At 66.2% G+C, this 25942-nt stretch carries 24 protein-coding genes; 11 read left to right on the forward strand and 13 right to left on the reverse strand.

The features are described 5' to 3' along the window. Window positions 1-19 precede the first annotated feature (19 nt). The 3 genes from DCD74_RS04765 to DCD74_RS12830 all read right to left on the reverse strand — a co-directional run bounded on the left by DCD74_RS04765 (window position 20) and on the right by DCD74_RS12830 (window position 2597). Entirely contained in the window at window positions 20-265 is a 246-nt protein-coding gene (locus DCD74_RS04765; RefSeq protein ID WP_162615800.1) for a copper chaperone, read from the reverse strand. 175 nt (window positions 266-440) lie between these two features. Next, on the reverse strand, window positions 441-935 hold the full coding sequence (locus DCD74_RS04770; protein WP_112926312.1) for a hypothetical protein: 495 nt from the start codon (window positions 933-935) through the stop codon (window positions 441-443). 921 nt (window positions 936-1856) lie between these two features. Further along, on the reverse strand, window positions 1857-2597 hold the full coding sequence (locus DCD74_RS12830; protein WP_217424285.1) for a hypothetical protein: 741 nt from the start codon (window positions 2595-2597) through the stop codon (window positions 1857-1859). On the opposite strand from DCD74_RS12830, the gene DCD74_RS04780 reads away from it, so the two are divergent. The 3 genes from DCD74_RS04780 (at window position 2553) to DCD74_RS04790 (ending at window position 8779) form a co-directional block, all read left to right on the forward strand. Further along, window positions 2553-4874, forward strand: a complete 2322-nt coding sequence (locus DCD74_RS04780; RefSeq protein ID WP_217424286.1) for a DEAD/DEAH box helicase family protein — start codon at window positions 2553-2555, stop codon at window positions 4872-4874. The genes DCD74_RS12830 and DCD74_RS04780 overlap by 45 nt on opposite strands. Continuing rightward, a complete protein-coding gene (locus DCD74_RS04785) occupies window positions 4871-6844 on the forward strand; it encodes a DNA methyltransferase (protein ID WP_217424287.1) in 1974 nt (657 codons plus the stop codon). Before DCD74_RS04780 ends, DCD74_RS04785 begins: the two co-directional genes overlap by 4 nt. A gap of 81 nt (window positions 6845-6925) precedes the next feature. After that, entirely contained in the window at window positions 6926-8779 is a 1854-nt protein-coding gene (locus tag DCD74_RS04790; RefSeq protein ID WP_112926315.1) for an ABC transporter ATP-binding protein, read from the forward strand. Here DCD74_RS04790 and DCD74_RS04795 read toward each other — a convergent pair. After that, a complete protein-coding gene (locus tag DCD74_RS04795) occupies window positions 8776-9321 on the reverse strand; it encodes a DUF488 domain-containing protein (RefSeq protein ID WP_237049655.1) in 546 nt (181 codons plus the stop codon). The genes DCD74_RS04790 and DCD74_RS04795 overlap by 4 nt on opposite strands. Before the next feature lie 55 nt (window positions 9322-9376). On the opposite strand from DCD74_RS04795, the gene DCD74_RS04800 reads away from it, so the two are divergent. The 4 genes from DCD74_RS04800 to DCD74_RS04815 all read left to right on the forward strand — a co-directional run bounded on the left by DCD74_RS04800 (window position 9377) and on the right by DCD74_RS04815 (window position 13522). Next, window positions 9377-11101 (forward strand): ABC1 kinase family protein, encoded by a 1725-nt coding sequence (locus tag DCD74_RS04800; protein WP_112926317.1) that lies wholly within the window; start codon window positions 9377-9379, stop codon window positions 11099-11101. Beyond that, window positions 11101-12291, forward strand: a complete 1191-nt coding sequence (locus DCD74_RS04805) for an App1 family protein (protein ID WP_112926318.1) — start codon at window positions 11101-11103, stop codon at window positions 12289-12291. The genes DCD74_RS04800 and DCD74_RS04805 overlap by 1 nt, the downstream gene beginning before the upstream one ends. 79 nt (window positions 12292-12370) lie before the next feature. Continuing rightward, window positions 12371-13183 carry a ferredoxin--NADP reductase gene (locus DCD74_RS04810; protein WP_112926319.1) on the forward strand — a complete coding sequence of 271 codons (813 nt, stop codon included), beginning with the start codon at window positions 12371-12373 and terminating at the stop codon, window positions 13181-13183. Window positions 13184-13186: 3 nt separating this feature from the next. Continuing rightward, entirely contained in the window at window positions 13187-13522 is a 336-nt protein-coding gene (locus DCD74_RS04815; RefSeq protein ID WP_407072211.1) for a DUF1294 domain-containing protein, read from the forward strand. Here DCD74_RS04815 and DCD74_RS04820 read toward each other — a convergent pair. From DCD74_RS04820 to DCD74_RS04835, 4 genes are all read right to left on the reverse strand, one after another. After that, window positions 13462-13944, reverse strand: coding sequence for a glutathione peroxidase (locus tag DCD74_RS04820; protein WP_112926320.1), 483 nt, complete (start codon window positions 13942-13944; stop codon window positions 13462-13464). The genes DCD74_RS04815 and DCD74_RS04820 overlap by 61 nt on opposite strands. After that, window positions 13941-14759, reverse strand: a complete 819-nt coding sequence (locus DCD74_RS04825) for an amidohydrolase family protein (RefSeq protein WP_112926321.1) — start codon at window positions 14757-14759, stop codon at window positions 13941-13943. The genes DCD74_RS04820 and DCD74_RS04825 overlap by 4 nt, the downstream gene beginning before the upstream one ends. A gap of 45 nt (window positions 14760-14804) precedes the next feature. After that, a complete protein-coding gene (locus tag DCD74_RS04830) occupies window positions 14805-16028 on the reverse strand; it encodes an amidohydrolase family protein (RefSeq protein WP_162615903.1) in 1224 nt (407 codons plus the stop codon). A 121-nt stretch (window positions 16029-16149) separates the two neighbouring features. Then, window positions 16150-16581: a CBS domain-containing protein gene (locus tag DCD74_RS04835; protein ID WP_162615904.1), complete on the reverse strand. Its 432-nt coding sequence runs from the start codon at window positions 16579-16581 to the stop codon at window positions 16150-16152. A gap of 168 nt (window positions 16582-16749) precedes the next feature. Here DCD74_RS04835 and DCD74_RS04840 point away from each other — a divergent pair, with 168 nt between their 5' ends. The 3 genes from DCD74_RS04840 (at window position 16750) to DCD74_RS04850 (ending at window position 21593) form a co-directional block, all read left to right on the forward strand. Further along, window positions 16750-18960, forward strand: coding sequence for a M3 family metallopeptidase (locus tag DCD74_RS04840; protein WP_112926324.1), 2211 nt, complete (start codon window positions 16750-16752; stop codon window positions 18958-18960). Window positions 18961-19022: 62 nt separating this feature from the next. Beyond that, window positions 19023-20399 (forward strand): pyridoxal-phosphate dependent enzyme, encoded by a 1377-nt coding sequence (locus tag DCD74_RS04845; RefSeq protein ID WP_112926325.1) that lies wholly within the window; start codon window positions 19023-19025, stop codon window positions 20397-20399. A gap of 27 nt (window positions 20400-20426) precedes the next feature. Continuing rightward, entirely contained in the window at window positions 20427-21593 is a 1167-nt protein-coding gene (locus tag DCD74_RS04850; RefSeq protein WP_112926326.1) for a cystathionine gamma-synthase, read from the forward strand. Between the two features lie 24 nt (window positions 21594-21617). On the opposite strand, the gene DCD74_RS04855 is transcribed toward DCD74_RS04850, so the two are convergent. The 3 genes from DCD74_RS04855 to DCD74_RS04865 form a co-directional block, all read right to left on the reverse strand. Next, window positions 21618-22421 (reverse strand): DUF3298 and DUF4163 domain-containing protein, encoded by an 804-nt coding sequence (locus DCD74_RS04855; protein WP_112926327.1) that lies wholly within the window; start codon window positions 22419-22421, stop codon window positions 21618-21620. A 154-nt stretch (window positions 22422-22575) separates the two neighbouring features. Beyond that, on the reverse strand, window positions 22576-22785 hold the full coding sequence (locus DCD74_RS04860) for a cold-shock protein (protein WP_112926328.1): 210 nt from the start codon (window positions 22783-22785) through the stop codon (window positions 22576-22578). A 197-nt stretch (window positions 22786-22982) separates the two neighbouring features. Further along, entirely contained in the window at window positions 22983-23258 is a 276-nt protein-coding gene (locus DCD74_RS04865) for a GNAT family N-acetyltransferase (protein ID WP_112926329.1), read from the reverse strand. A gap of 188 nt (window positions 23259-23446) precedes the next feature. Between DCD74_RS04865 and DCD74_RS04870 the strand changes: the two genes are divergently transcribed. Next, entirely contained in the window at window positions 23447-23641 is a 195-nt protein-coding gene (locus tag DCD74_RS04870) for a hypothetical protein (RefSeq protein ID WP_112926330.1), read from the forward strand. 16 nt (window positions 23642-23657) lie between these two features. Here the strand turns inward: DCD74_RS04870 and DCD74_RS04875 are convergent, their stop codons facing one another. Both DCD74_RS04875 and DCD74_RS04880 read right to left on the reverse strand, forming a co-directional pair. Next, window positions 23658-24260, reverse strand: a complete 603-nt coding sequence (locus DCD74_RS04875; protein ID WP_112926331.1) for a rhomboid family intramembrane serine protease — start codon at window positions 24258-24260, stop codon at window positions 23658-23660. Then, window positions 24257-25837 carry a POT-type proton-dependent oligopeptide transporter gene (locus DCD74_RS04880; protein WP_112926332.1) on the reverse strand — a complete coding sequence of 527 codons (1581 nt, stop codon included), beginning with the start codon at window positions 25835-25837 and terminating at the stop codon, window positions 24257-24259. Before DCD74_RS04880 ends, DCD74_RS04875 begins: the two co-directional genes overlap by 4 nt. Between the last annotated feature and the right edge of the window lie 105 nt (window positions 25838-25942).

The raw sequence follows: 25942 nt of genomic DNA on the forward strand, positions 1-25942 counted from the left end.
CGGTGCCCTAATACAACAATCAGCCGCCGCAACCACCACAGCAGGTGCTGCCTTCGCCGGAATGCGGCGGGGCCTCGACGGCGATATGGCCGGCGGCGCTGATGGCCTGCAGCACGTCGTCCTCGCTCAGCTCGCCGCCCTGCACCTTCACCCGGCGGTTGGCCAGTTGCACGGTGATCTGGGCGGCGGGATCGCGGGCCAGGATGGCCTGGGCGATGGCACCGGCGGCGGCTTCGTCCTTGAGGGTGGCGATGTCGAACAACATGTCGTGACTCCGGGGTGAGCCGGCGGGCGCCGGCAGGTGGCCCATGGTGGTCAAGCGCGGGCATGGCTGCCTTGACCGGGGTCATGGGGGTGGCAGGCGTGGTTGGAAGGCCCCATCCCCCCATGAAAGAGGCCCCGCATTGCGGGGCCCCGCGCAGCAACATCCACACATCCAATCAGGTGATCGGCACCGCCTTCGGGCTCGGCAGCGGGGCCTGCGGCCGCTTGCCCTGCCCGTCGAACCGCCGCCCCAGTTCCCGGCGCAGCCCGTTCAGGCCCTCGCCCTTGCCGGCGATCTTGAGGAAGGCATAGCCCTCCAGCGCGCTCACCATCACATCGCTGCCCAGTGCCAGCTCGGTATCGCGCACGCGCTCCAGCAGCCGGCTCAGGCGCACCATCCGCACGCCGAAGGCGTCATGCGCGTCCAGGTCCCGGCGCATCTCCACCACATCGAAATCGCGCGGCAGGATGCCTGTGTTCTGGCTCATCACGTCCAGCGCCTTGCGGCAGAACGCTTCCGAGCCGTCGCCCATCTTGGGCAGCCGCTTGCGCTCGTCCGGGCTGAGTTTCACGGTGGAAGGCAGCAACGCCTGTTCGATCGCCTCCAGCGCGCTGTCCACGGCCGCCCACTGCTGGGCATCGGGGTGCACGGTTGCCAGGTTCTGACTCATCGTCCTTGTTTCCTTGTCTTGGGGTTTGGGGGATGCCGGCCCCCTTGGCCGGCACTGGACGCTAAGCGAAGCGCTCCGGCTCGGGTATCGGACTAGTCCGATGCGCGGACGGACGGACGGGGTGAGTGGAGGTCTGGAGCTCAGTGGGCGGAGCTCTGAGCTCAGTGAACGGAGCTAGGGAGCTCGGTGGACGGAGCTCCGGGCTCAGTGAGCGGAGCTCTGGAGCTCGGTGGACGGAGCTCCGGGCTCAGTGAGCGGAGCTCTGGAGCTCGGTGGACGGAGCTCTGGGCTCGGTGAGCGGAGCTCTTGAGCTCGGTTGAGTGAGCTCTGGGCTCAGTGTACGGAGCTCTGAGCTCGGTGGACGGAGCTCTGAGCTCAGTGAGCGGACCTGGGGAGCTCGGTTGACTGAGCTCTGGGCTCAGTGGGCGGAGCTCCGGGCTCGGTGCGTGGAGGTCTGGAGCTCGGTGGGCGGAGCTTTGGGCTCGGTCGGTGGAGGTGTTGGGCTCGGTCGGTGGAGGTGTTGGGCTCGGTCGGTGGAGGTGTTGGGCTCGGTGTACGGAGGTCTGGGCTCGGCGAACCTAGGTCTGGACCGAACTGGCGGAGGTGGCGAGCTCGGTGGGCGGAGGTCCAGGCTGAACCGACCGAGGTGTCGGGCTCGGTGGACGGAGTTCCTGACCTCCGCCGGTCCGGCCCCGGGCTGCACGCGTTCGGATGTGGGGTGCGGACGGTGGGGTTGGTACGTCATCTCCATCCCAAGCCCCTGCCCGCAAGCCCCATGCGATACGCGCCACGGCCACGGTGCCCTATCTCCGCCAATGAGACCCGTCCATGGCACGCTGCAACCTCACCACCTGGGGGAGGTTTCGTGATGACCATTGAACAGGACGATTTCTGGACGATCGATAGCGACGACGTCGAGCACTACCATGGCGGACTATCCAGACCAAGGGCCTGGCAGCCCTCATTCAGCTCAACCATACGGACCGCGACGACTGCGAGTTCCGTGGCCCGCTCAAGGCGGTGCGTCAGTTGGAACACCGTGTGTTCGGACAGCCCGCCTGGCTCGTCACCGTGACTGTATTGCGGGATACGGATGCGGACGATGAAGACGTGGACATTGATGTCGTGCTGACCGAGATCGTTCTGGGCAATCACCCGCTGCCGCAGGTCAGCGACGACGTACAGGGCACGGGCTGGGTGCAGGGGTGGATGGCGGGGTGAGGGAAGCTGAAAAGTCTTCTGCGGATAGACTGTCGAACGACAGTTAGCACGGGCAATAAAGCCTAAGGGATGCCAGGCATATCGATGGAACTTACGCAAGAGATTGTTGGGAAGGTCCGTAGTTGGCGTGAGGTGGGATATCCACATTCGGACTTTCCCGCTGTTGCAGAAATCCTTGACTGGCTTTCGGGTCGCGATGCCGGGCAGCCGCCGTTCCTGCGCATCCCGCAGGTGCGCGCGCTTGAAACCTACTGGTATTTGCGGCTGGTCGAAGGCACACCCGGTATTTTCGATCTGTACCAAAGCTTGATTCAAAGCAAGGTAGAGCTGCGCAAGACGCTGGGTTTGAACAGTGAAATCCTTCGCGAATATGCCGAAGAACATGGCTTCGATGCGTTGATTGAACACATCCGCAACGATGACGCTTTCGTCAAACAGCACAAGCTCGAATCCCTGCGCGAAACACTGACCCTCGACTACCCGAGCTACATCCTTGCGCTGGCCATGGGTGCCGGCAAGACGATGCTGATCGGCGCAATCATCGCCACCGAGTTCGCCATGGCGCAGGAGTACCCGGACGAAAATTTCGTGCACAACGCGCTGGTGTTCGCGCCTGGCAAGACCATCATCGAGTCGCTGCGCGAGCTGGCGACGATGCCCTTCGATGGCATCCTGCCGCCGCGCATGCACAAGCCGTTCGCCGCCAGCGTCAAGCTTACTTTTACTCGTGACGGCAGCCCGGACATCGACGTGATCCCCGGTTCGCATTACAACATCGTCGTCACCAACACAGAGAAAATCCGCATCCAGAAGGCGTCCATTCGCAAGGGCGACCTGGGCAGCCTGTTTGCCGGCGCGGGTGATGCTGATGCGCTGAAGCAGGACGTGGCCAACCGTCGTCTGCAGCGGCTGGCACAGTTGCCGCATCTGGGCGTGTTCTCCGACGAGGCGCACCACACCTACGGACAATCGATGGATACCGAACTGAAGAAGGTGCGCAAGACCGTGGACTACCTGGCCAGCGAGACGAACGTCGTCTGCGTGGTCAACACCACCGGCACGCCCTACTACAACAAGCAGCCGCTGCTGGACGTCGTGTACTGGTACGGCCTGTCGCAGGGTATCGAGGACGGCTACCTCAAGCCTGTGTCCGGCAATATCGAAGCCTACGATTTCGGCGACGACATCAAGCCTTACGTCACCGAAGTCGTCGGTGATTTCCTCAAGCGGTACGGCGATGTATCGCTGCCCAATGGCGCCAAGGCCAAACTGGCAATTTATTTCCCGCAAACCGACGACCTGGAAGCCATGCGCCCGGTAGTGGAAGCCGCGCTCGCCGCCAACGGCCACGCGCCGTCCGAATGCCTGGCCAATCACTCGCACAGCCCGCAAGCCGACGTGGATGCCTTCAACCGGCTCAACGATCCCGCGTCAACGCACCGCGCCATCCTGCTGGTGAACCGTGGCACCGAGGGCTGGAATTGCCCCAGCCTGTTTGCCTGCGCGCTGGCCCGCAACCTGCAGTCCTCCAACAATTTCGTGCTGCAGGCGGCCACCCGCTGCCTGCGCCAGGTGCCCGGCAACTCGCACAAGGCCAAGATCTACCTGTCTCAGGACAATTACGCAGTGCTGGATCGCCAGCTGCAGGAGACCTACGGCGAATCGCTGGCCGACCTCAAACAAGAACGCGAGAACCTTCACCACGCAAAGATCGTGCTGCTCAAGGAGAACATTCCGCCGCTGGTGCTCAAGCGGCAGGTTGTCCGCGTGCGCCGGGTGGAGGCGAAGATTCCGGAAATACTTGAACTACAGCGCCCGGATGACAACGATCCCGCGCTGACCGTGCAGCGTTACGAACTGGCTGCGCAGGCCAGCAGCACAAAGGTCATGCGCGAACTGGGCGACGCGTTGCCAGTTGAAGCCGCCATCGAAGTGGCCGACACCCGCACCGTCGCCGCAGACCTCGGCGCACGCTATCGCTTGCCGTTGTTTGCGGTACTGGACGCGCTATGTGGCGCCTATGGTGACGATGACGTGCCGTTGCGCCACCTGGATGCCTTGGCAAGCCAGCTGGAAGACCAGGTGCGCCATTACGAAACCGAATCCGAGGAAATCGAAGTCGCGCTGGCGCTGGTGCGGCCCGAAGGCTTCAACGAGGAACAGGATGCAGACGGCAAGCCCATCCGCACCGCCGAAATCACTTACCGCAAGGATCGCGAGAAGTTGCTCTGGAACGTGAAGGACGCACGCGCCGATTACGGCGGCGGTTTTGGCTTCCACTACAGCCCATACAACTTCGACTCGCTGCCGGAGAAGGACTTTCTTGCGAAAGTGCTCGCCACGCTGCAATTGGATGCCGCAGACATCGAAGACGTGTACTTCACCGGCGCGCTGGGCCGCGACAAGACCGACTTCGTGGTCGAGTACAAGGGCGTGGACGGGCGCTGGCATCCGTATTCGCCGGACTTCCTGATCCGCCAGAAGCCGAAGGACGGCGGGATCCCAGGCAGCGGCAGGCTGCTGATCGTGGAGATCAAGCAGGAACGCCTGCGCAAGGACGAGACCGATGGCGAGAGTGGCCGCAAGGCGATGGCCGTGCACGAATGGGCCAGGCTCAACCCCGACCGCATCGACTACGAAATTCTTTTCACCGACACCGATACCGTGGCGAACAATGACTTCGCCCGGGTGCGTACATTCCTGGGGGGCAAGTCATGAGCGCGCGCAAGGCCGCAAAGAAAGCATCAAAAGCACTGGTTCAGTCGGCTGCGAAGAAGGTTGCGAAGAAGGCGACCCGGAAGGCGGCGGCCAAGGCCGCTCCTGCGGCCGGTGCCGACGTGCTGACCCGCGTGCGTGGCGCGCAGCAGACCGTGACCATCGGCAAGGCGGGTGGCCGACCGATGTTGAGTTGGGTGGGCAAGCGCGCCCCGGCGAGCGTGCAGGCGTTCCCGGCGCAGCTGGTCGAGACCTACGGCGAGCAAGCGGCGAGCGGTGTGCCGTGGAAACGCTGGCCCGACGACCTGCGCCGCGGTGGCCTGCTGTACCACGGCGACAACAAGGAGGTGCTGGCGCGCCTGCTGGCCAACGGCTTCCGCGGCCAGGTCAAGCTGATCTACATCGACCCGCCGTTCGACTCCGGCGCCGACTACGTGCGCAAGGTCGAGCTGCGCGGCCCCAAGGGCAAGGTGAAGCTGGACGGCGAAGGCTACACGCTTGGCGAGCAGATCCAGTACACCGATATCTGGGCCAACGACAACTACCTGCAGTTCATGTATGAGCGGTTGTTGTTGCTCAAAGAGCTGCTGGCAGATGGTGGCGCCATCTTCTTGCATTGTGACGCATCTAAGGGAGCGTTTCTTAGGTTGCTTATGGATGAAGTATTTGGCGCCGATCGTTTCGTGAATGAAATCGTTTGGAGCTACCGGCGCTGGCCTTCCGATGTCTCTGCGTTCCAGTCGATGCATGACACGATTTACTATTACGTGCTCAAGGGCAAAGACAAGCACACGTTCCACAAACAGTACGAGGATGCTTCCGAAAGTTACCTGAAGCGTTTTGGTGGCAAGACGCAAATACTCGATGCCGAAAGCGGAACTCGAAAAATCACAAGCGATGAAGAGACAAAAGGCATGCCTCTTCGCGACGTATGGGATCTATCGATACTCGCAGGCGTGAAGGCAGAGCGCGTCGGCTACCCCACACAGAAGCCAGAAGAGCTGGTTGCGCGGATAATCGAAGTCTGTTCGAACCCCGGCGACCTCGTGCTCGACTGCTTTATCGGTTCCGGCACCACCGCTGCCGTTGCTCAGAAGCTTGGCCGCCGCTGGATCGGCTGCGACATCAACAAGGGCGCCATCCAGACCACGGCCAAACGGCTGCAGCTGGTCATGGCGGACCAGTCCGGTGAAAACGGCAAGCCGGCTCAAGGCAAGCTGCTGGGCGAGGGCGATGCACCCTTGCCGGCACAGCTCGGCTTCACCCACTGGCGCGTCAACGACTACGACCTGGCCATCCAGCACAACGAGGCGGTGAACCTGGCCTGCGAGTACCTGGGCGTGGAGCGGTTGCGCAGCGATGCCTACTTCGACGGCCTGCTGGGCAAGCGTCTGGTCAAGATCATCCCCTTCGGCCATCCGCTGTCACCGATGGACCTGGAGGCGATACGGAACGAGTTGGAGGCCCGCCCCGACGAGGACCGTGCCATCACCGTGGTCTGCCTGGGCAAGGAGCTGGCCAGCGACACCTGGCTCACAGAGTGGAATCGCCTGCGCAAGAAGAAGACCGACCCGCATCACATCGAGGTTATCGAACTTCGCAACGACCCGAAGTACGGCGGTTTCATCCAGCATGAGCGGGCGCAGGTCCGCATTGATGTGAAGCGCAAGGGCGGCAAGCTGTACGTCGAGATCAAGGATTTCGTCTCCCCCTGCATCCTGCAACGCCTGGCACAACAGTCAGGCGTGGTGCAGCCCAAGGTCGCCGACTGGCGCGCGATGGTGGACAGCGTAATGATCGACACGGCTTACGACGGAACCGTCTTCAACGTGGTCCACGCCGACGTGCCCGCCCGAAAGACCGATTTCGTCGCCGGCAGTTACGAGTTGGATGCCCAGGACGGCGAAACGACGGTCGCGGTGAAGATCACTGACATGTTGGGGGAAGAAGTGTTGGTAACGGCGGAAGCATAACGTCTGGAGCGCTGGCTGATGGGGAAAGATCGGGCCTATATGCTCACTCTGTTCTGACCCCGTGATCGCCAGACTTCCCCCATGCCGCCCCCCCTCCCCCCGCAACAACTCGACTTCCGCCAGCGCGTCAGCGCGATGCGCAACATCCCGCCCTTTCTGCGGGAGATCTGGGGCACCAGCAAGCCGCTGACCGTCGCCAGCATCGGCATCCGGGTGATCCGCGCGCTGCTGCCGGTGGTGACGCTCTACATCGGTAAGCTGATCATCGACGAGGCGGTGCGGCTGGTCGCGTTGGATGTACCGGCCAACCTGCAGGACGCCTGGGCAAGCGGCCAGCTCAACCACCTGCTCACGCTGATCGGCGCGGAGTTCGGGCTGGCGATCGTCTCCGACCTGCTGGGGCGCATCGTCGGCTACGTGGACAGCCTGCTGTCCGAGCGCTTCACCAACGCGACATCGATCCGCCTGATGGAGCACGCGGCCACGCTCGATCTGGAGGATTTCGAAGACGCCGACCTGCAGGACAAGCTGGACCGCGCGCGCCGCCAGACCATGGGGCGGATGAACCTGCTCTCGCAGTTGTTCGGGCAGGCGCAGGACGTGATCACCGTGGTGAGTTTCGCCGCCGGCCTGCTGGTCTATGCGCCGTGGCTGATGGTGCTGCTGGCGGTGGCGCTGATCCCGGCCTTCGTCGGCGAGTCGCATTTCAACGCGATGAACTATTCGCTCAATTTCCAGTGGACGCCGGAGCGCCGCCAGCTGGAATACCTGCGGCAGATGGGCGCGAGCGTGGAGACGGCGAAGGAGGTCAAGATCTTCGGCCTCAACCGCTTTTTCATCGAGCGCTTCCGCACGCTGTCGGACAAGTTCTACGCGGCCAACGCCAAGCTGGCCGGACAGCGCGCGTTCTGGGGCACGCTGCTGGCGGCGCTGGGCACGCTGGGCTATTACGTGGCCTATGGCTATATCGCCTGGCGCACGGTGCGCGGTGATTTCTCCATCGGTGACCTGACCTTCCTGGCCGGCAGCTTCCGCCGGTTGCGGCAGTTGCTGGAAAGCCTGCTGTCCGGTTTCTCGCAGGTGGCGAGCCAGGCGCTCTACCTGGACGACCTGTATTCGTTCTTCGAGATCCAGCCGGAAATCGTGTCGAAGCCGGATGCCCTGCCGGTGCCGCGGCCGATCCGCACCGGGTTCGTGTTCGAAGACGTGGGCTTCCGCTACGAAGGGTCCGAGCGCTGGGCACTGCGGCATCTCAGTTTTGAACTGCATGCCGGCGAAGTGCTGGCGCTGGTGGGCGAGAACGGCGCCGGCAAGACCACGCTGGTCAAGCTGCTGGCGCGGCTCTACGACCCGGACGAGGGCCGCATCCTGCTGGATGGCCGCGACCTGCGCGACTACGACCTGGAAGACCTGCGCGCGAACATCGGCGTCATCTTCCAGGACTTCGTGCGCTACCACCTGACCGCCGCCGAGAACATCGGCGTGGGCGACATCGCCGACATGGGCAACCTCCCCCGCATCGAATCCGCCGCCCGCAAGGGCATGGCCGACGAGGTGATCGAAGGCCTGCCGAAGGGCTACGAACAGGTCATCGGCCGCCGCTTCAAGGAAGGCATGGACCTGTCCGGCGGCCAGTGGCAGAAAGTCGCCATCGCCCGCGCCTACATGCGCGACGCGCAGGTGATGATCCTGGACGAGCCGACCGCCGCGCTTGACGCCCGCGCCGAGTACGAAGTGTTCAAGCGCTTCAAGGAACTGTCGGAGGACCGCACCGCCGTGCTGATCTCGCACCGCTTCTCCAGCGTGCGCATGGCCGACCGGATCCTGGTGCTGGCCGACGGCAAGGTGGAAGCCAGCGGCACCCACGACCAGCTGATGGCGCAGGGCGGCCGCTACGCGGAGTTGTTCGAGCTGCAGGCCGCCGGCTACCGCTAGAGCAGTTTCCCCTGCGGCGCGGGGTATTCCAGTACGTCGCCCACCATGACCGCGTCGGCGTTGAGGACGTGGATGTCGCTGCGGCCCGGCGCCATCAGGTGCACGACTTCCCAGCCGCGCGCGGTGAAGTCGTCCGAGATCAGCCGGCGGTGGCAGCGCCACCAGACCGCCTCCGCGCACATCACGCAGGTGCGCCGCTGCGCGGCGACGCGCATCAGTCCGTCGCGGGCTTCGATGTATTCCGGGCTGGCCAGGTGGTCGGCGTAGGCGCGGAAGGCCTCGACCCGCCACGCGGTATTGGGCGAATCCGGCTCGGGCTTGCGGCGGCCGCCGAGCGCGGGCATCGGCAGGTAGTCGATGCCGGCGTCGCGCAAGGCCTGCGGCATCACGTCGCGCGAGTACTGCGGGTTGCGGCGCGAGCCGGCGAAACGCCGCACATCCACCAGCACCTCGATGCCGTCCGCCTGCAGCATCGCCACGAATTCCTCCCACGGGCGGGTGGAATGGCCGATGGTCCAGAGCGTGTGGAGGGCGTGATTCATCGGCCCATCATTGCGCTGCGGGCATAAAGCGGGCATCACGTCGCCAGGAACAACCATGCAGGATCCCCAAACCGCCGCGCCCGTTGCCCCGGTCGCCGATGCACCGGCCAGCGGGCTGGCGCGCACGGCGCAGATCGTCCGCTTCCTGCTGAAGTACCGCAACGCCGGGGTGTTCTCGGGCCTGGATGTCGATGCCGCGACCACGCCCGAGCCGGCGGCGGGCGATGCCGACATCGAGGGCGCGCCCGAGGCCTTCGTCGACGACCTGGAGGCGCTGGGCCCGACCTTCATCAAGATCGGCCAGGCGCTGTCGACGCGCCCGGACATGGTGCCCGCGCCCTATCTGGCGGCGCTGGAGCGGATGCAGGACAAGGTCGAGCCGCTGCCCTTCGACACCGTGCGCGGCGTGGTCGAGGAAGCGTTGGGGGTCCGGATCAACCGGCTGTTCGAGCACTTCGACGAAACGCCCATCGGGGCCGCGTCGCTGGCGCAGGTGCACCGCGCGACTTTGCGTGACGGACGCCGGGTGGCGGTCAAGGTGCAGCGGCCCGGCGTGGAACCGCGCATCCGCGAGGACCTGGACGCCCTGGCCGCGCTGGCCGACAAGACCGACCGCTATACCGACCTGGGCCGGCGCGTGCGCTTCGCCGACTGGGTCAACGAGTTCAGGAAAACGCTGCTGGCCGAGCTGGACTACCGGGTGGAAGCGGAGAACCTGGACCGTTTCGGCGCCCACTTCGCGCGCTACCCCGAGGTGTTCGTGCCGGTGCCGGTCTGGGACTACACCCGCCAGCACCTGCTGGTGATGGAGCTGGTGGAAGGCATCAAGGCCACCGAGCTGTCCGGCCTGCGCCGCACCGAGCAGGACCTGGGCAAGCCGGCCGCCAGCCTGATGCGCGCCTACCTGGACCAAGTGTTCATCCACGGCGAACTGCACGCGGATCCCCATCCCGGCAACGTGCTGGTCACGCCCGATGCGCGCGTCGCCCTGCTCGACCTGGGCATGGTGGCCCACATCCCGCCACGGCGGCGCGAGCAGCTGCTCAAGCTGCTCTTCGCCGCGGTCGACGGCCGCGGCGAGGAAGTGGCGAAGGAGGCGGTCGCCATGGGCACGCGGCTGGAGGATTTCGACGCCGAACGCTACGAGCGCGAGATCGGCCAGCTGGTGACGCGCTATGCCTCCCGCAGCGGCGCGCAGACGACCTCGGAAGGACGGCTGGTGCTCGACGTGACCTTGATCGGCACCGCCTGCGGCCTGCGCACGCCGCCGGAACTGAGCCTGCTGGGCAAGACGCTGTTGAATCTGGAAGCCGTCTCCCGCGCGCTCGACCCCGACATGGACGTCAAGAAGGTGGTCGAGGAGCATCTCGACCACGTGATGCGCGAGCGGCTGAAAAAATCGTTCTCGCCCGCCAACCTGGCCAGCGAGGCGATGGAGCTGCAGGCGCTCGTGCGTGAATCGCCGCGCAAGATCTCCGACATCCTGACCCTGCTGGCGGAAAACCGGCTGGCGGTGCGGATGAGCGGGCTGGAGGACTCCTACCTGGTCGAGAACCTGCAGAAGATCGCCAACCGCATCAGCACCGGCATCATCGTGGCGGCGCTGATCCTGGCCTCGGCCATGCTGATGCGCAGCGAGGGCGGTCCGCGGCTGTTCGGCTACCCGGCGCTCGCCTTCCTGTTGTTCGTGGTCGCGGTGGTGCTGGGGCTGGCGATCGTGGTCAGCGCCCTGCTCCGCGACCGCAAGGCCCGGCCCACCGAGCGCCGGGGGGCGGGCTGATGGCCGATGCGCCGAAGCCGGGGTGGCCCGGCCATGTGCGGGACTACCTGCAGCGGGCGGTGATCGATGCCGATGACCATCTGGATGCGATGCGGATGCGCTTCCGCGGCCGGTTCCGCGCGCAGCAACCGCGCCATATCGCGGCCTATCGCGGGTACGGGGACGCCGCCGGCATCGAACTGACGGGCCGCGTGCTGGCCGAGAAGCCGGAGGGCGGTCCGCTGGAGGACGCCGGCTGGTGGGACAACCTGCTCGACACCTATCGCCGCTTCGAGAGCGACGAAGTGCCCGCGCAGCCGCTCGCGCTGCGCTTCGAAGGCGTGGAGCAGGCCGCCGTCACCGACCACGAGGGGTACTACGCGGCATCGCTCGTCCCCGCCCGGCCGCTGGGCGACGCGTTGTGGGAGAACGCCAGTGCCAGCCTGCCCGATGGCCGCCTCAACACGCCGCAGCCGGTGCTGCAGGTCGCGCCGGGGCCGGGCATCGGGGTGATCTCCGACATCGACGACACCGTCCTGCAGAGCGGCATCACCCACTGGAAGACCGCCGCGCAGCTGACCTTCCTGCACAACGCGCGGACCCGCAAGCCGCTCGAAGGGGTGGCCAAGCTCTACCACGCGCTGCAGGCCGGCGCCGACGGGCGCGGCCGGACGCCGATCTTCTATGTCTCGAGTTCCCCCTGGAACCTCTACGACCTGCTGGAAGACTTCATGGAACTCAACGGCATTCCCGCCGGACCGATGTTCCTGCGCGACCTGGGCACCGACGAGGGCAAGTTCCTGAAGACGCGCGGCCACGGCCACAAGCTGGAACGCGCGAACGCGCTGATCGCCCGCTTCCCCGAGCGGCGCTGGGTGCTGCTGGGCGACTCCGGCCAGGCCGATGCCGAGCTGTACGCCGAGGCCGCGCGCACGCACGGCGACCGCATCGCCGCCATCTACATCCGCGACGTGGACCCGGATGCCGATTCCGACCGCGACCTGCGGGTGGACGGCCACATCCAGCGCGTCGGCGCGACCCGGGTGCCGATGCTGCGGGTGCGCGACAGCCGCGCCATCGCCGGACACGCGGCCTCGCTGGGGCTGATCGCCAACGCGCACCTGGACGATGTGCAGGCGGAAGTGGCGCGTGACCGTGCCCGGCCCGAACTGGGCGAGGCGGCGCTGGACGAGGCGATATCGCCCGGCTGAAACCGACACGGTTTGCCGGCGATCAAACCCGCGCGGCCGGGGCCGGTAAAATGGCCGGATTGCCTATCACGCGACCCCCATGTCCGAATCGCCGTACTTCACCGAGACCGTGCTCGACGTCCACCACTGGACCGATGCCTATTTCAGCTTCACCACCACCCGCGACCCGGGCCTGCGCTTCGACAACGGCCAGTTCGTGATGATCGGCCTGCTGGTGGAGACGCCGGACGGCCGGGTCAAGCCGCTGGTGCGCGCGTATTCGGTGGCCAGCGCCAACTGGGAAGAGACCCTGCATTTCTTCAGCATCAAGGTGCAGGACGGGCCGCTGACCTCGCGCCTGCAGCACCTGAAGCCCGGCGACACCCTGCTGGTCAGCCGCAAGCCCACCGGCACGCTGCTGATCTCCGACCTGCACGCGGGCCGCAACCTGTACCTGCTGGGCACCGGCACCGGCATGGCGCCGTGGCTGTCGATCGTGCAGGACCCGGAAACCTACGAGCGCTTCGAGAAGGTCATCGTCTGCCACGGCGTACGCGGCGCGGAGGATCTGGCCTACCGCGAATTCTTCGAGACCACCCTGCCCAACCACGAGCTGCTGGGCGAGATCGTCCGCGACCGGCTGCTGTATTTCCCCGCCGTGTCGCGCGAGCCGTTCGAATACGCCGGCAACGACCACCGGGGCCGCATCACCGAGATGCTGGCCGATGGCCGCATCCCGCGATTCCTGGGCCTTGAGCCGCTGGATGCCGCCCACGACCGCGCCATGGTCTGCGGCAGCCCGGCGATGCTCGCCGACTTCCGCGAACTGCTGGATGCACGCGGCTTCACCGCCGCGCCGCGCATCGGCACGCCGGGCGAATACGTCTTCGAGCGCGCCTTCGTCGAGAAGTAGGCCGTGGCGCTGCCGCCGCCCTGGCTGGCCGGTTGGGTGGGGGCGATGAGCCTGCTGGCCTTCGCCATCTACGCCATCGACAAGCGCGCGGCGCAACGGCGCGGCGCCCGCCGCACCCCGGAACGCACCCTGCACCTGATCGCCCTGGCCGGCGGCTGGCCGGGCGCCCTGCTCGCCCAGCGCGTGCTGCGGCACAAGAACCGCAAGCCGGCGTTCCAGCGGGTGTTCTGGCTGACGGTCGTGGCCAGCCTCGCGCTCGGCTGGCTGGCGCTGCGCGCTCAGCCCAGCGCGGCCTCGATGTCCTGGGCCAGCGAGGCCGGCGCGTCGTTGGGCGCGTAGCGTTCGATCACCCGGCCATCGCGCCCGACCAGGAACTTGCTGAAGTTCCACTTGATCGCGCCGATGCCGAGGAAGCCGCCCTTCTGCGTCTTCAGCCACGTCCACAGCAGATGCGCGTTCGCACCGTTCACATCGACCTTCGCGAACATCGGGAAGTCCACGCCGTAGTCGAGCCGGCAGAAGGACGCGATCTCCGCCTCGCTGCCCGGCTCCTGGTGGCCGAACTGGTCGCAGGGGAAGCCGAGGACCACCAGCCCGCGCTCGCGGTACGTTTCCCAGAGCTGCTGCAGGCCGGCGTATTGCGGGGTGAAGCCGCATCGGCTGGCCACGTTGACGATCAGCAGGACCTTCCCTTCGAACTCGCGCAGGCTGCGGTCGCGGCCCTCGATGTCGAGAGCGTTGAAGTCGAACGCGGTGGTCACTTGGCCGCCGCCTGCGACACCGGGCGCACCGGCTCGGCGAAGGGCTTGATGCCGAGTTCGGTGTGGATCTCGCTGGGGTAGTAGATGACGTCGCCCTTGATCACCGTGGCCACCTTGCGGAGGTCGCTGATGTTCGTGGTCGGGTCGCCATCGACCAGGATCAGATCGGCGGTCTTGCCCGCTTCCACCGAACCCAGCGTCTTGTCCACGTAGGAGTACTTCGCGCCGTTGCGGGTGGCGATCTGCAGCACTTCGGCGGGGGTCAGCCCGGCCTGCACGTACAGCTCCAGCTCGCGCAGCAGCGCGAATCCGGGCACGTCGTCGGTGCCAGCCACCAGCGGCACACCGGCGCGGTACAGGCGTGCGGTGAAGTCGCCCAGTTTGTCGGTCGACTGGCGGAAGCGCGCGGCGGTGGCGTCATCCGGGATCTCCAGCTGGGCGACCTTGCCGGTGCGCACCACGCTCGGCGGCAGGTGGTCCTCCACCCCCACGAAGGAAGCCGACTGCTGGCCGTTGCGCTGGGCCAGGAACTGGAACGCGGTCAGGGTGGGATCGATGACGATCTGCTTCTTCGCCAGCATGGCGATGTAGTCCTGCACCGGCTTGGCATCGAAATCCATCCCGGCCACTTCGCGTGCCGGCAGGTAGAAGCGCTCCAGCGTGCGGGTGTCGGTATCGGGCTTGACCAGGAAGTTGAGCAGCACCTGATTGATGTGCTGGATCTCGTCGTAGCCGGCATCCACCGCGTCCTGCGCACGCAGGTACACCGGGATGTGGCCGCTGACCCGCAGGCCCTTGCCGTGCGCATAGGCCACGGTGTCCTTGAGGATGGCCTTGGGGAAGGAGTTGTAGATCTTGATCTACGGGTAGCCGTGTTCGGCGTACCAGTCCACGGCTTTCTTCGCGCCGGCCAGGTCCTTGACGACAAAGCCGTTGCGGGCCGACATCGGGCTTTCGCCTTCAAGGAAACCGGCGGCGACGATGCGCGGCATCAGCAACGAACCGTCGCGCTCCATCCGCATGGTTTCCTGCAGGGTGGCGTTGTCGTTGCCCATGTCGCGCACGCTGGTCACGCCGGCGGCGATGTCCAGCCCGCCGCTCCAGCGGTCCATGTGCGCGTGCATGTCGAACAGGCCCGGCATCAGCACGCGGCCGCCGCCATCCAACGTCTGCTGGATGCCGAGGTGGTCGTCCATGGTCTGGCCGTGGTCGGCGCTGGACCAGTCACCGGCGCCGACGCGGACGATTTTGCCGTCGCGGATCAGCACCGAGCTGGGCGCCGAAAGCGTGGCGGTGGCGCTGTCGAACACGCGCACGTTGTGGATCAGCGTGGCGCCGCTGATGCGATGGGCCATGCGGGTCTGCAGGTCGAGCAGCGCCTTGGACTCCGCCGCCTTCTGGCGCGTTTCCATGGCGCCGGCGTTGGCCTGCCAGCCCTCTTCCACCATCTGCATCCAGCCGGGCGCGATGAAGCCGAAGAAGCGCGGCTTGGGGTCGTCGGTGATCCAGACATAGGTGGGGGTGAAGCCGAAGCCGGTCAGCTGCATCAGCCGGACGGGCTGCGACTGGCCGTTGCGGCTGACCGGCATGCGGTCGATCTCGCGCATCTTCAGCGTGCCGTGCGGGATCAGCGCCACGCTGCCTTCGGGGTTGGCGGCCATGGCCTGCACCAGCGCGGAGAACGTGCCGAAGCCGTCGTTGAGCGGCGCATAGAAGGCGCCCTTCACCAGCGGCTGGTCGCCGGTGTCGATGCCGGAGTTCCAGGTGGCGCGGCCATCGACCGCGTCGTAGCGCTCGTCCACCTTGGCGCCGAAGGTGGTCTTGCCGCTCACGTGGTAGTGGCGGAAGCCGCCATCGGGCAGGAAGGAGAATTCCTCCTTCAGCTCCGGCCCGCGGCCGTTGTCCTTGAAGTAGTACTCGCTGCGCGAGACGCCGTCATCGCCGGTGGTCACGCTGTGGTGGCCGGCCTGCTTGCCGCCATCGACCAGCATCACGTACCTGACGGTGCTGGCGGCGAAGGCCGGGAGCGCGAGCAGCCCGGCGGCGATGGCCAGCCCGGCACCTATCCGATGGAACATCCCCATGACATACCCCGAGTCTGCGTGGAGGCCCGAGTCTATGCCCGCCGCGTGGCCGCTGCCTGTCGCGGGGCAGCAAAAGGCCCGGACATGCCGGGCCTTCTGTATGGGGCGGATGGGCCGGGGATCAGGACTTGCGGCCGGGCTCCGAGACTTCCTTGACCACCTGGGCGGTGGCCTCGTTCTTGCCGGCCAGCGCCAGGTCGGCCAGCGCGGCCACGCCGGCCAGCTTGCCGTCGCCGTCCACCACGATGACGCGGCGGATCTTCTCCGCCTCCATCACACAGGTGGCGTCGTACAGGCTGGTGGCATCGGTGACGGTCTTGATGGGGGATGTCATGGCGTCGCAGGCGCAGGCGGCGGAGGCGTCCTTGCCGGCGGCGACCACGCGGGTGGTGATGTCGCGGTCGGTCACGGTGCCGACCGGCTTGTTGTCGGCATCGACCACCGGGATCATCCCGCAGTCGTTGTCGATCATCATCTGGGCCACGTCCTTGAGCGGGGTGTTCTCCCGGCAGCAGCAGGGATTGGCGGTCATGACGCTGGTGATATCGGCCATTTGGGCTCTCCAGGTGGGGGTGGCCCGCAGCTTCGGCCGCGCATGGTTGGCGGCGCGTGAACACCGTTCCCGTTCGTTCATCCGCCCCGGTCGCGCCAACCTCTGGCAGGGGGTGGGGATGGCGGGATGCGCTACCCTGACGGTTTCACGAATGCAGAGGTAGCCCCGATGTCGCATCGCCCCACCCGCCGCCTGCTCGCCAGCGCGCTGACGCTGGCCCTGTCCACCACGCTCGCCGCCTGCGCCACCTCCCCGGCTCCGGCCGCGGAAGGCGCCGCCGCCCCGTCCGAGGCCGCTCCCATGCCCGCCGCCAATCCCTTCTTCGCGCCCAGCACGCTGCAGTGGCAGTACCCGCAGTTCGACAAGATCAAGGACGGCGACTTCGCCCCGGCCTTCGACCGCGGCATGGCCGACCAGAAGGCTGAGATCGACGCCATCGCCAAGAACCCCGAAGCCGCCACCTTCGACAACACCATCGTGGCGATGGAGCGCACCGGCCAGCTGCTGGGCCGCGCCACCTCCGTGTTCTTCAACCTGTCCAGCGCCGACACCAACGACGCCCGCGAGAAGATCCGCTCCGACTACGCGCCGAAGTTCTCGGCCCACCGCGACGCGATCTACCTCAACGACGCGTTGTTCGCGCGGGTGAAGTCGGTCTACGACAACCGGGCGAAGGCAGGCCTGGATGCCGAAAGCCTGCGCCTGGTCGAGAAGTACTACGACGACTTCGTCCGGGCCGGCGCCAACCTGACGCCGGAGCAGAAGGAACGCGTCAAGGCGATCAACAGCGAGATGGCCACCCTCACCACCAAGTTCAGCCAGAACGTGCTGGCCGAGGTGAATGATTCCGCGGTGGTCGTGGACAGCCGCGATGAACTGGCCGGCCTCAGCGACGAACAGATCCAGGTGCTCGCCGATGCCGCCAAGGCCAAGGGCCAGGAAGGCAAGTACCGCATCGCCCTGCTCAACACCACCGGCCAGCCGCTGCTGGGCCAGCTGGAGAACCGTGCCCTGCGCGAGCGCATCATGAAGGCCTCGCTGGCGCGTGGCAGCCGCGGCAACCAGTGGGACAACCGCGATATCGTCTCGCGCGTGGCCAAGCTGCGTGCCGAGCGCGCGGCGATCATGGGCTACCCGAACTACGCCGCCTACGCGCTGGCCGACGAGACCGCCAAGAACCCTGAAGCGGTGAACAGGATGCTGTCGCAGCTCGCGCCCGCCGCCGTCGCCAATGCCCGCAAGGAAGGCGCCAAGCTGCAGGCGATGATCGACCGCGAGCAGAAGGCCAAGGGCCAGCCCGGCTTCAAGCTGCAACCGTGGGACTGGGACTTCTACACCGAGAAGGTGCGCAAGGCCGAGTACGACTTCGACGAATCCCAGCTCAAGCCCTACCTCGAATTGAACAATGTGCTGGAAAAGGGCGTGTTCAAGTTCGTCGGCGATTTCTACGGCGTGACCTTCAAGGCGCGTCCCGACCTGCCGACCTACCACCCCGACGTCAAGGCGTACGAGGCCTTCAACGCCGACGGCTCGCCGCTGGCGCTGGTGCTGGTGGACCCCTACGCGCGCCCGTCCAAGCGCGGTGGCGCGTGGATGAGCTCCTACGTGGACCAGTCCGGCCTGCTGGGCACGCACCCGGTGGTGGCCTTCCACCTCAACATCACCAAGCCGAGCGAAGGCAAGCCGGCGCTGATGACCTGGGATGACGTCAACACCTCGTTCCACGAGTTCGGCCATGTCCTGCACGGCATGTTCTCGGATGTGAAGTACCCGTACTTCTCCGGCACCAACGTGCCGCGCGACTTCGTGGAGTTCCCGTCGCAGGTGCACGAGATGGGCGCGACCTGGCCGTCGGTGCTGTCGAGCTATGCCGTGCACTGGCAGACCGGCGAGGCGATGCCGAAGGCGCTGCTGGACAAGGTGCTGGCGGCGGACCAGTTCAACCAAGGCTTCGCCACCACCGAGTACCTGGGTGCCGCCCTGCTCGACCAGGCCTACCACCAGGTGCCGGCCGCGCAGCTGCCGGACGCCGCCGGCATCCTCGGCTACGAAGCCGATGCCCTGAAGCGCGTCGGGCTGGATTACGCCGCCGTGCCGCCGCGCTACCGCACCAACTACTTCAGCCACATCATGGGTGGCTACGCGGCCGGCTATTACGCCTACATCTGGTCGGAAGTGCTCGACGCCACCACCGTCGCCTGGATCAAGTCGCATGGCGGCCTGACCCGCGCCAACGGCGACCGCTTCCGCCAGACCCTGCTCTCGCGGGGCGGCAGCAAGGATGCGCTGCAGCTGTTCCGCGACTTCTCCGGCCAGGAACCCGAGATCAAGTACCTGCTCGAGCGCCGTGGCCTGACCGCCACCCCGAAGAAGCGCTGATCCCCACCACCGCCCCGCGCCTGACAGCCGGGGCGGTTTCCCAACTGCTCCCGGAAAGATCCATGTCCGTCCATTCCTCGGTGTTGTCGCTGATCGGCAACACACCCATCGTCGAAGCCCACCACCTCGACACCGGCCCGTGCCGGCTGTTTCTCAAGCTGGAAAACCACAACCCCGGCGGCTCCATCAAGGACCGCATCGGCGTGTCGATGATCGAGGCCGCGGAGAAGCGCGGCGACCTCAAGCCCGGCGCCACGCTGGTCGAAGGCACCGCGGGCAATACCGGCCTCGGCCTGGCGCTGGTCGCCCGGCAGAAGGGCTACAAGCTGATCCTGGTCGTGCCCGACAAGATGAGCCGCGAGAAGATCTTCAACCTCAAGGCGATGGGCGCGCAGGTGGTGCTGACCCGCTCGGATGTCGCCAAGGGCCACCCCGAGTACTACCAGGACCTGGCCAAGTCGATCGCCGACGAGACGCCGGGCGCCTACTTCATCAACCAGTTCGGCAACCCCGACAACCCGGCCGCGCACGAGTTCGGCACCGGCCCGGAAATCCTCTCGCAGATGGCCGACGTGGGTGGGCTGGATGCCATCGTCTTCGGCTGCGGCAGCTCCGGCACCATGACCGGCCTGTCGCGTTGCTTCGCCGAGCAGTCGCCCGGCACCGAGCTTGTGCTGGCCGACCCGGTCGGTTCGATCCTTGAGGAATACATCAACCGCGGCACGCTGGCGGACAAGTCGGCGAGCTGGATGGTGGAAGGCATCGGCGAGGATTTCCTGCCCGGCATCTCCGATTTCAGCCGGGTCAAGCAGGCCTACGCGATCAGCGACCGCGAGAGCTTCCAGACCGCGCGCACGCTGCTGGAAGCCGAAGGCATCCTCGGCGGTTCGTCCACCGGCACCCTGCTGGCCGCCGCGCTGCGCTACTGCCGTGAGCAGACCACGCCGAAGAACGTGCTGACCTTCGTCTGCGACACCGGCAACAAGTACCTGTCGAAGATGTACAACGACGACTGGATGCGCGACAACGGCTTCACCGAGCGCGAGCAGTTCGGCGACCTGCGCGATCTCATCCTGCGCCCGTACAGCAACCGCGACACGGTGGTGGTCAAGCCCGACGACCTGCTGCTGACCGCGTACCAGCGCATGAAGCTCTACGACATCTCCCAGCTGCCGGTGATGGACGGCGACCGCATCGTCGGCATGGTCGACGAGAGCGACGTACTGCTGCACGTCTACGGCGACGAATCGCGCTTCCGCGAGCCGGTGTCCTCGGCGATGGTCAAGAAGCTGGACGCGCTCGACGTCAAGGCGCCCATCGAAGCCCTGCTGCCGGTGTTCGACCGCGGCCATGTCGCCATCGTCAACGACGGCGAACGCTTCCTTGGCCTGATCACCCGCATCGACCTCCTCAACTACCTGCGCCGTCGCGTCGCCTGACGCACGCCGCCACCCGAAAAGAACGTCATGTCGAAGAACAACCCGAACTGGAAACCCGGCACCATCGCCATCCACGGCGGCCAGAAAGTCGATCCCTCCACCGGCGCGGTGATGCCGCCGATCTACGCCACCAGCACCTACGCGCAGTCCAGCCCCGGCGTGCACCAGGGCTTCGAATATTCGCGCAGCCACAACCCGACCCGGTTCGCCTGGGAACGCGGCGCGGCGGCCATCGAGGGCGGCACCCGCGGCTTCGCTTTCGCCTCCGGGCTGGCGGCCACGTCCACCGTGCTGGAACTGCTGGATTCCGGCGACCACGTGGTGGCGATGGACGACCTGTACGGCGGCAGCTACCGGCTGTTCGAACGCGTGCGCAGGCGCAGCGCCAACCTCGACTTCAGCTACGTCGACATGACCGATCCGGCCACCATCCGCGCCGCGATCAAGCCGAACACCCGGATGCTTTGGGTGGAAACGCCGACCAACCCGACGCTCAAGATCGTCGATCTGGAAGCCGTCGCCGCCATCGCCCGCGAACACGGACTGCTGATGGTGGTGGACAACACCTTCGCCTCGCCCATCGTGCAGCGGCCGCTGGCGCTGGGCGCCGACATCGTCATGCACTCGGCCACCAAATATCTCAACGGCCACTCCGACATGGTCGGCGGCATGCTGGTGGTCGGCGACAACGCGGAACTGGCGGACAAGCTCGCCTTCCTGCAGAACTCCATCGGTGGCGTGCAGGGCCCGTTCGACAGCTTCCTCGCCCTGCGCGGGCTGAAGACGCTGCATCTGCGCATGCAGGCGCACAACGCCAACGCGCTGGCACTGGCGCAGTGGCTGGAAGGCCAGGCGGGGGTCGAGCGCGTGCTCTATCCGGGCCTGCCCTCGCATCCGCAGCATGAACTGGCGAAGCGGCAGATGGCCGGCTTCGGCGGGATCATTTCGGTGTATCTGGATGGCGGCTTCGACGCGGCCAAGCGTTTCTGCGAGCGGCTGGAGGTCTTCACCCTGGCCGAGTCACTGGGCGGCGTGGAAAGCCTCGCCAACCACCCGGCAGTGATGACGCATGCCAGCGTGCCGGCCGAGCGCCGCGCCGAGATCGGCATCGGCGACAACCTGGTCCGCCTGAGCGTGGGTGTGGAGGATGTCGAGGACCTGCGCGCCGACCTGGCGCACGCGCTGGCCCGCTGAGGCCCTGGACGAAGCCGGCGGCGCTCAGCCGCCGGTGAAGCGCGCCTTGTAGGCCGGTGCCAGCCAGGGCTTGAGCACCGAAGCCGGGACGTCCACGGTCTGGGTGCCGTCCGAATACGGACCCACCTGGTAAGGCGGGAACACGAAGCGCAGCCCGAACCACTTGCCGTCGGCCGACGGGATCGGCTCGAACTGGGCGAAGCTCTGGGCATCCGGCGCGGTGCCCTGCTCGATCATGCCGGCGGCGTTCTTGACGATCTCGGCGCGGTCTTCTTCCGGCACATCGTCCTCGACCAGGCGCTTGCCGACCTCGTCGGCCAGCTCCTTGCGGACGTAGTCGGAAATCGCCTTCCAGCCTTCCTCGCTGGTGACCAGGTCGCCGGCCTGCAGCAGGCGCTTCTCTTCGGGCAGGTAGGTGAAGCGCGCGATCAGCGGAATGCCATGGGCGCCGCCGGTGTACAGGCTGCCGTCGGCGGCGATCACGACGACGTCGGGGCGCGGGCTGATATCGGTGAAGTTGAGGCTCAGGTCGTAGGGCACGCTGCCCTGCCCGGTGGCGTCGGCTTCCTTCGCCGCCTCAAGCAGATCGTCACGGGCGGCATCGGCGTAATCGCGCAGCGCGCGGGCCAGCGGCGCATGCTGGTTGGCGACCGGCGGGAAGGTGATCCCGACCAGATACTTCGGGGTGCGCTCGATGACGTCCTTCAAGGGCGCCGACGCGGCTGCAGCGGTATTGCCCGTCGCGGTCGGCGTCGCGGGTACGTCCGCATCCTTCTGGCAGGCGCCGATGCAAAGGGCCAGGAGGGTGACGGTCAGGATTCGGCGCATGGACTGGGAGCTGCAACTCGGGGGAAGGGTGTGCCAGCCTAACGGGCCAAGCGTGACGGCGGAATCAGAAGCGCGCAACGATAGCGCATCAACCCCAGAAAGCAGAAGCCCGGCTTGCGCCGGGCTTCTTTTCAACTTTGTCGCCGTTCTGGGATCAGAGCGGCTGGACTTCGTCGGCCTGCAGGCCCTTCTGGCCCTGCACAACCTTGAACGAGACCTTCTGGCCTTCCTGCAGCGACTTGAAGCCGGTGCCCTGGATGGAACGGAAGTGCACGAACAGGTCAGCGCCGCTTTCCGGCGTGATGAAGCCGAAGCCCTTGGCGTCGTTGAACCACTTGACGGTACCGGTCTGACGATCAGACATGGTGTTACTCCTTGAAACAGTTTGGATGGAAACACGGCACGTTGGCCGGACTGTCGAGCAAGGGGCAACACGCAAGCGATGGAGCGATCACACGATCAACCGCATCAGATCACAATGTCCCGTGATCCCGCTATAAACAGTTCGCGCACCATACACCATGTTGATGGCGAATGTATCGACGCATTGCAGCATCCTGTTCAGTTTCGCAGATCGGCGTAATCCGGGTGCTTCCGGAGCCAGGCATCGGCGTAGGAACAGGCCGGTTCAACCCGCAGCCCGTCCGCCCGCGCGTGGTCCATGGCCTGCCGGACCAGGTCGCTGGCGATGCCCCGCCCGCCGATGGCCGACGGCACGATGGTGTGGGTGATGGTCATGACGCCGCCCTGGCGCTCGTATTCCACATAGGCCTGGTGGCCGTCGACGGTGGTGATGAAGCGCTTATGGGCGCTGTCGTGCTGGATGTCCGTGCTCATTGGGATGCTCCGGGTGGAAAGGTGACGGGTTCTGACGCAATGCGCGGCAGGTTCTGACCCTGTGCGCAGGTTATAGCCGGCTGGACATGGCCGATCTGTGAGCGGATTGGCTTTCCACAGGGGGAATGGGATGCCGGAGGTTGGCACGCATCCTGCTTTTACCTCCCTACCAGCCAAGGGGAATCCTCATGTCGAACAACCAGCAGCTTCTCGACCGCCTTTATGCCCTGTCGATGGACGGCGCGCAGGCCGGCGCTGAATTCGTGCAACTCGACGCCCTGATCTACCGCCGGCTGGAAATGACCTACGCCGACGACGAGGCCTTCGAAGCCCACATCGCCGGCGAGCCGGTCGAGCTGGCCGCCTTCGCGGCCGCCGCCTGAGCCATCGACGGGCGGCTCAGCCGCCCAGTTGCCGCACGAAGCCGGGCAGCACGCCCGGTTGCGTCACCAGCATGAAAAGCACGCCGTAGGCCGCACCGAACAGGTGGGCACTGTGGTTGACGCTGTCGCCGCCGCGCTTGTCCATCCAGATCGAATAGGCGACGTAGAGCACGCCGTAAATGATCGCCGGGATCGGCACCGGGATCGGGAAGATGATCATCTTCGCCCACGGCGCCAGCAGGATGAAGGCGAACAGCACCGCCGACACGCCGCCCGAAGCCCCCAGGCTCCGGTAATGCGCATCGCCGCGATGCCGCAGGTAGGTGGGCAGGATCGCCATCACGATCGCCGACAGGTAGAAGAACAGGAAGCCGAGCATCCCGCCGATACCGCCTCCGAACACCTGCTCGACCATCCGCCCGAAGAAGAACAGCGTGATCATGTTGAACAGCAGGTGCTGCCAGTCGGCATGGATGAAGCCGTGCGTGAGCAGGCGGTCAACCTGGCGCTGGCGGCTGATCGCCGGCGGCCACAGGATCAGCCGGTCCTCCAGCCGCCGGTTGTTGAACGCCAGCCACGAGACCAGCACGGTCACCGCGATGATCGCCAGCGTCATCATGCGGCGACGCCCGCCGCCCGGTAGTTGTCCTGCATGCGGTAGTTGCGCGCGTAGAGCGCGAACGCCAGCGCCGCGATGAAGGCGAACACCGCGAAGAAGAACATCAGGAAGGCGTTCTCCGAGAACCCGGTGGCGGCGATCCGCTGCGACATCGACTCATTGCGCACCAGCGCGTTGGTCAGCAGCACCCACAGGTTGCCGAAGGTGCTGGTCAGGTACCAGAAAGCCATGATCACGCCCTTCATCGCCGCCGTGGCCTGGCTGTAGGCGAACTCCAGCGCGGTGGCCGAGACCAGCACCTCGCCGAAGGTCAGCAGCAGGTAGGGCCAGAACTGCGAGGCCAGCGACGTCTGCGCGCCACTGTCCATCTGCAGCTGGATGAAGCCGGCGATCACCCAGGCGATACCGGCGAAGGCGATGCCCCAGCCCATGCGGCGCAGCGGCGTGGGGTCGAAGCCCATACGGCGCAGCAGCGGGTACAGCACGATGTTGTTGAAGGGGATCAGCAGCATGATCAGCAGCGGGTTGAGCGCCTGCATCTGGCCGGCTTCCTTCACCAGGAAGCTGGGCCACCACCAGGCTTCGTGCGGGACGTGCATGTCCTTGCCCTGCAGCACCCAGGTCGAGGCCTTCTGGTCGAACAGCGACCAGAACGGCGTGGTCAGCGCGAAGATGATCAGGATGCGCAGCACCGAGCGCACGCTGTCCACCGATTCATCCGGATGCACGCCGCGGGCGCGGTCAAGCTGCATCGACACGCCGATCCCGCCGAACAGGATCACCGCACCCAAGGCCAGGCACGCGGTCACCACGAAGCCGAAGTCCTCCGGCCAGAACGACAGCTCGGCGCCGAACAGCAGCGGCAGCGCGATCAGCAGCAGCGCCGCGGCAATGGCGAAGCCCAGCATCGCCACCCACCAGCCCGGCCTGCCCTGCCCCGGCAACTGGCGGGTCAGCGCGGTCTTCGCCACGTTGTAGAAGGAGTGCGGATCCTTGCCCTCGGTCGGCGGCACGCGCACGTATTGCTTCCGGCCCAGCCAGAACAGCAGCGTGGCGATGCCCATCAGGATGCCCGGAATGCCGAACGCCACCGACGGCCCGAAGTTGCGCAGGAACAGCGGCATCAACAGGCTGGCGAAGAAGCTGCCGAAGTTGATCGTCCAGTAGAAGAAGTCGAAGACGATCTTGGCAAGGTGCTTGTTGGACTGGTCGAACTGGTCGCCGACGAAGCTCACCACCAGCGGCTTGATGCCGCCCGAGCCCAGCGCGATCAGGAACAGGCCGGTGTAGAAGCCGGTGCGATTGGCCTCGAACAGCGCCAGGCAAGCGTGGCCGGCGCAGTAGATCAGCGAGAACCACAGCACCGTGTTGTATTTGCCGAAGAACCGGTCCGACAGCCAGCCGCCGAGCAGCGGGAAGAAGTACACGCCGATCACGAAGGTGTGGAAGACCTCCTTCGCCATGCCCTGCCGTTCGGATTCGGGCAGGTAGGCCAGCAGCACGCTGCTCACCAGGAACTGCACCAGGATGTTGCGCATCCCGTAGAAGCTGAAGCGTTCGCACGCCTCGTTGCCCATGATGTAGGGGATCTGGCGCGGCAGTCGCGCAGTCGCGCGGCGGTCGGGGTCGCGTTCATCGGGCGGCTCCTGGTCGGGTCAATGGGTCGATGGGGAATGGCGAAG

This window comes from Lysobacter oculi (assembly GCF_003293695.1).
Lineage (GTDB): Bacteria > Pseudomonadota > Gammaproteobacteria > Xanthomonadales > Xanthomonadaceae > Solilutibacter > Solilutibacter oculi.

Coding starts and splice junctions, on each gene's coding strand:
- DCD74_RS04765 (WP_162615800.1), bottom strand. CDS start 265: ATGTTGTTCGACATCGCCACCCTCAAGGACGAAGCCGCCGCCGGTGCC.
- DCD74_RS04770 (WP_112926312.1), bottom strand. CDS start 935: ATGAGTCAGAACCTGGCAACCGTGCACCCCGATGCCCAGCAGTGGGCG.
- DCD74_RS04785 (WP_217424287.1), top strand. CDS start 4,871: ATGAGCGCGCGCAAGGCCGCAAAGAAAGCATCAAAAGCACTGGTTCAG.
- DCD74_RS04790 (WP_112926315.1), top strand. CDS start 6,926: ATGCCGCCCCCCCTCCCCCCGCAACAACTCGACTTCCGCCAGCGCGTC.
- DCD74_RS04795 (WP_237049655.1), bottom strand. CDS start 9,321: ATGAATCACGCCCTCCACACGCTCTGGACCATCGGCCATTCCACCCGC.
- DCD74_RS04800 (WP_112926317.1), top strand. CDS start 9,377: ATGCAGGATCCCCAAACCGCCGCGCCCGTTGCCCCGGTCGCCGATGCA.
- DCD74_RS04805 (WP_112926318.1), top strand. CDS start 11,101: ATGGCCGATGCGCCGAAGCCGGGGTGGCCCGGCCATGTGCGGGACTAC.
- DCD74_RS04810 (WP_112926319.1), top strand. CDS start 12,371: ATGTCCGAATCGCCGTACTTCACCGAGACCGTGCTCGACGTCCACCAC.
- DCD74_RS04830 (WP_162615903.1), bottom strand. CDS start 16,028: ATGGGGATGTTCCATCGGATAGGTGCCGGGCTGGCCATCGCCGCCGGG.
- DCD74_RS04835 (WP_162615904.1), bottom strand. CDS start 16,581: ATGGCCGATATCACCAGCGTCATGACCGCCAATCCCTGCTGCTGCCGG.
- DCD74_RS04840 (WP_112926324.1), top strand. CDS start 16,750: ATGTCGCATCGCCCCACCCGCCGCCTGCTCGCCAGCGCGCTGACGCTG.
- DCD74_RS04845 (WP_112926325.1), top strand. CDS start 19,023: ATGTCCGTCCATTCCTCGGTGTTGTCGCTGATCGGCAACACACCCATC.
- DCD74_RS04850 (WP_112926326.1), top strand. CDS start 20,427: ATGTCGAAGAACAACCCGAACTGGAAACCCGGCACCATCGCCATCCAC.
- DCD74_RS04855 (WP_112926327.1), bottom strand. CDS start 22,421: ATGCGCCGAATCCTGACCGTCACCCTCCTGGCCCTTTGCATCGGCGCC.
- DCD74_RS04860 (WP_112926328.1), bottom strand. CDS start 22,785: ATGTCTGATCGTCAGACCGGTACCGTCAAGTGGTTCAACGACGCCAAG.
- DCD74_RS04865 (WP_112926329.1), bottom strand. CDS start 23,258: ATGAGCACGGACATCCAGCACGACAGCGCCCATAAGCGCTTCATCACC.
- DCD74_RS04870 (WP_112926330.1), top strand. CDS start 23,447: ATGTCGAACAACCAGCAGCTTCTCGACCGCCTTTATGCCCTGTCGATG.
- DCD74_RS04875 (WP_112926331.1), bottom strand. CDS start 24,260: ATGATGACGCTGGCGATCATCGCGGTGACCGTGCTGGTCTCGTGGCTG.
- DCD74_RS04880 (WP_112926332.1), bottom strand. CDS start 25,837: ATGGGCAACGAGGCGTGCGAACGCTTCAGCTTCTACGGGATGCGCAAC.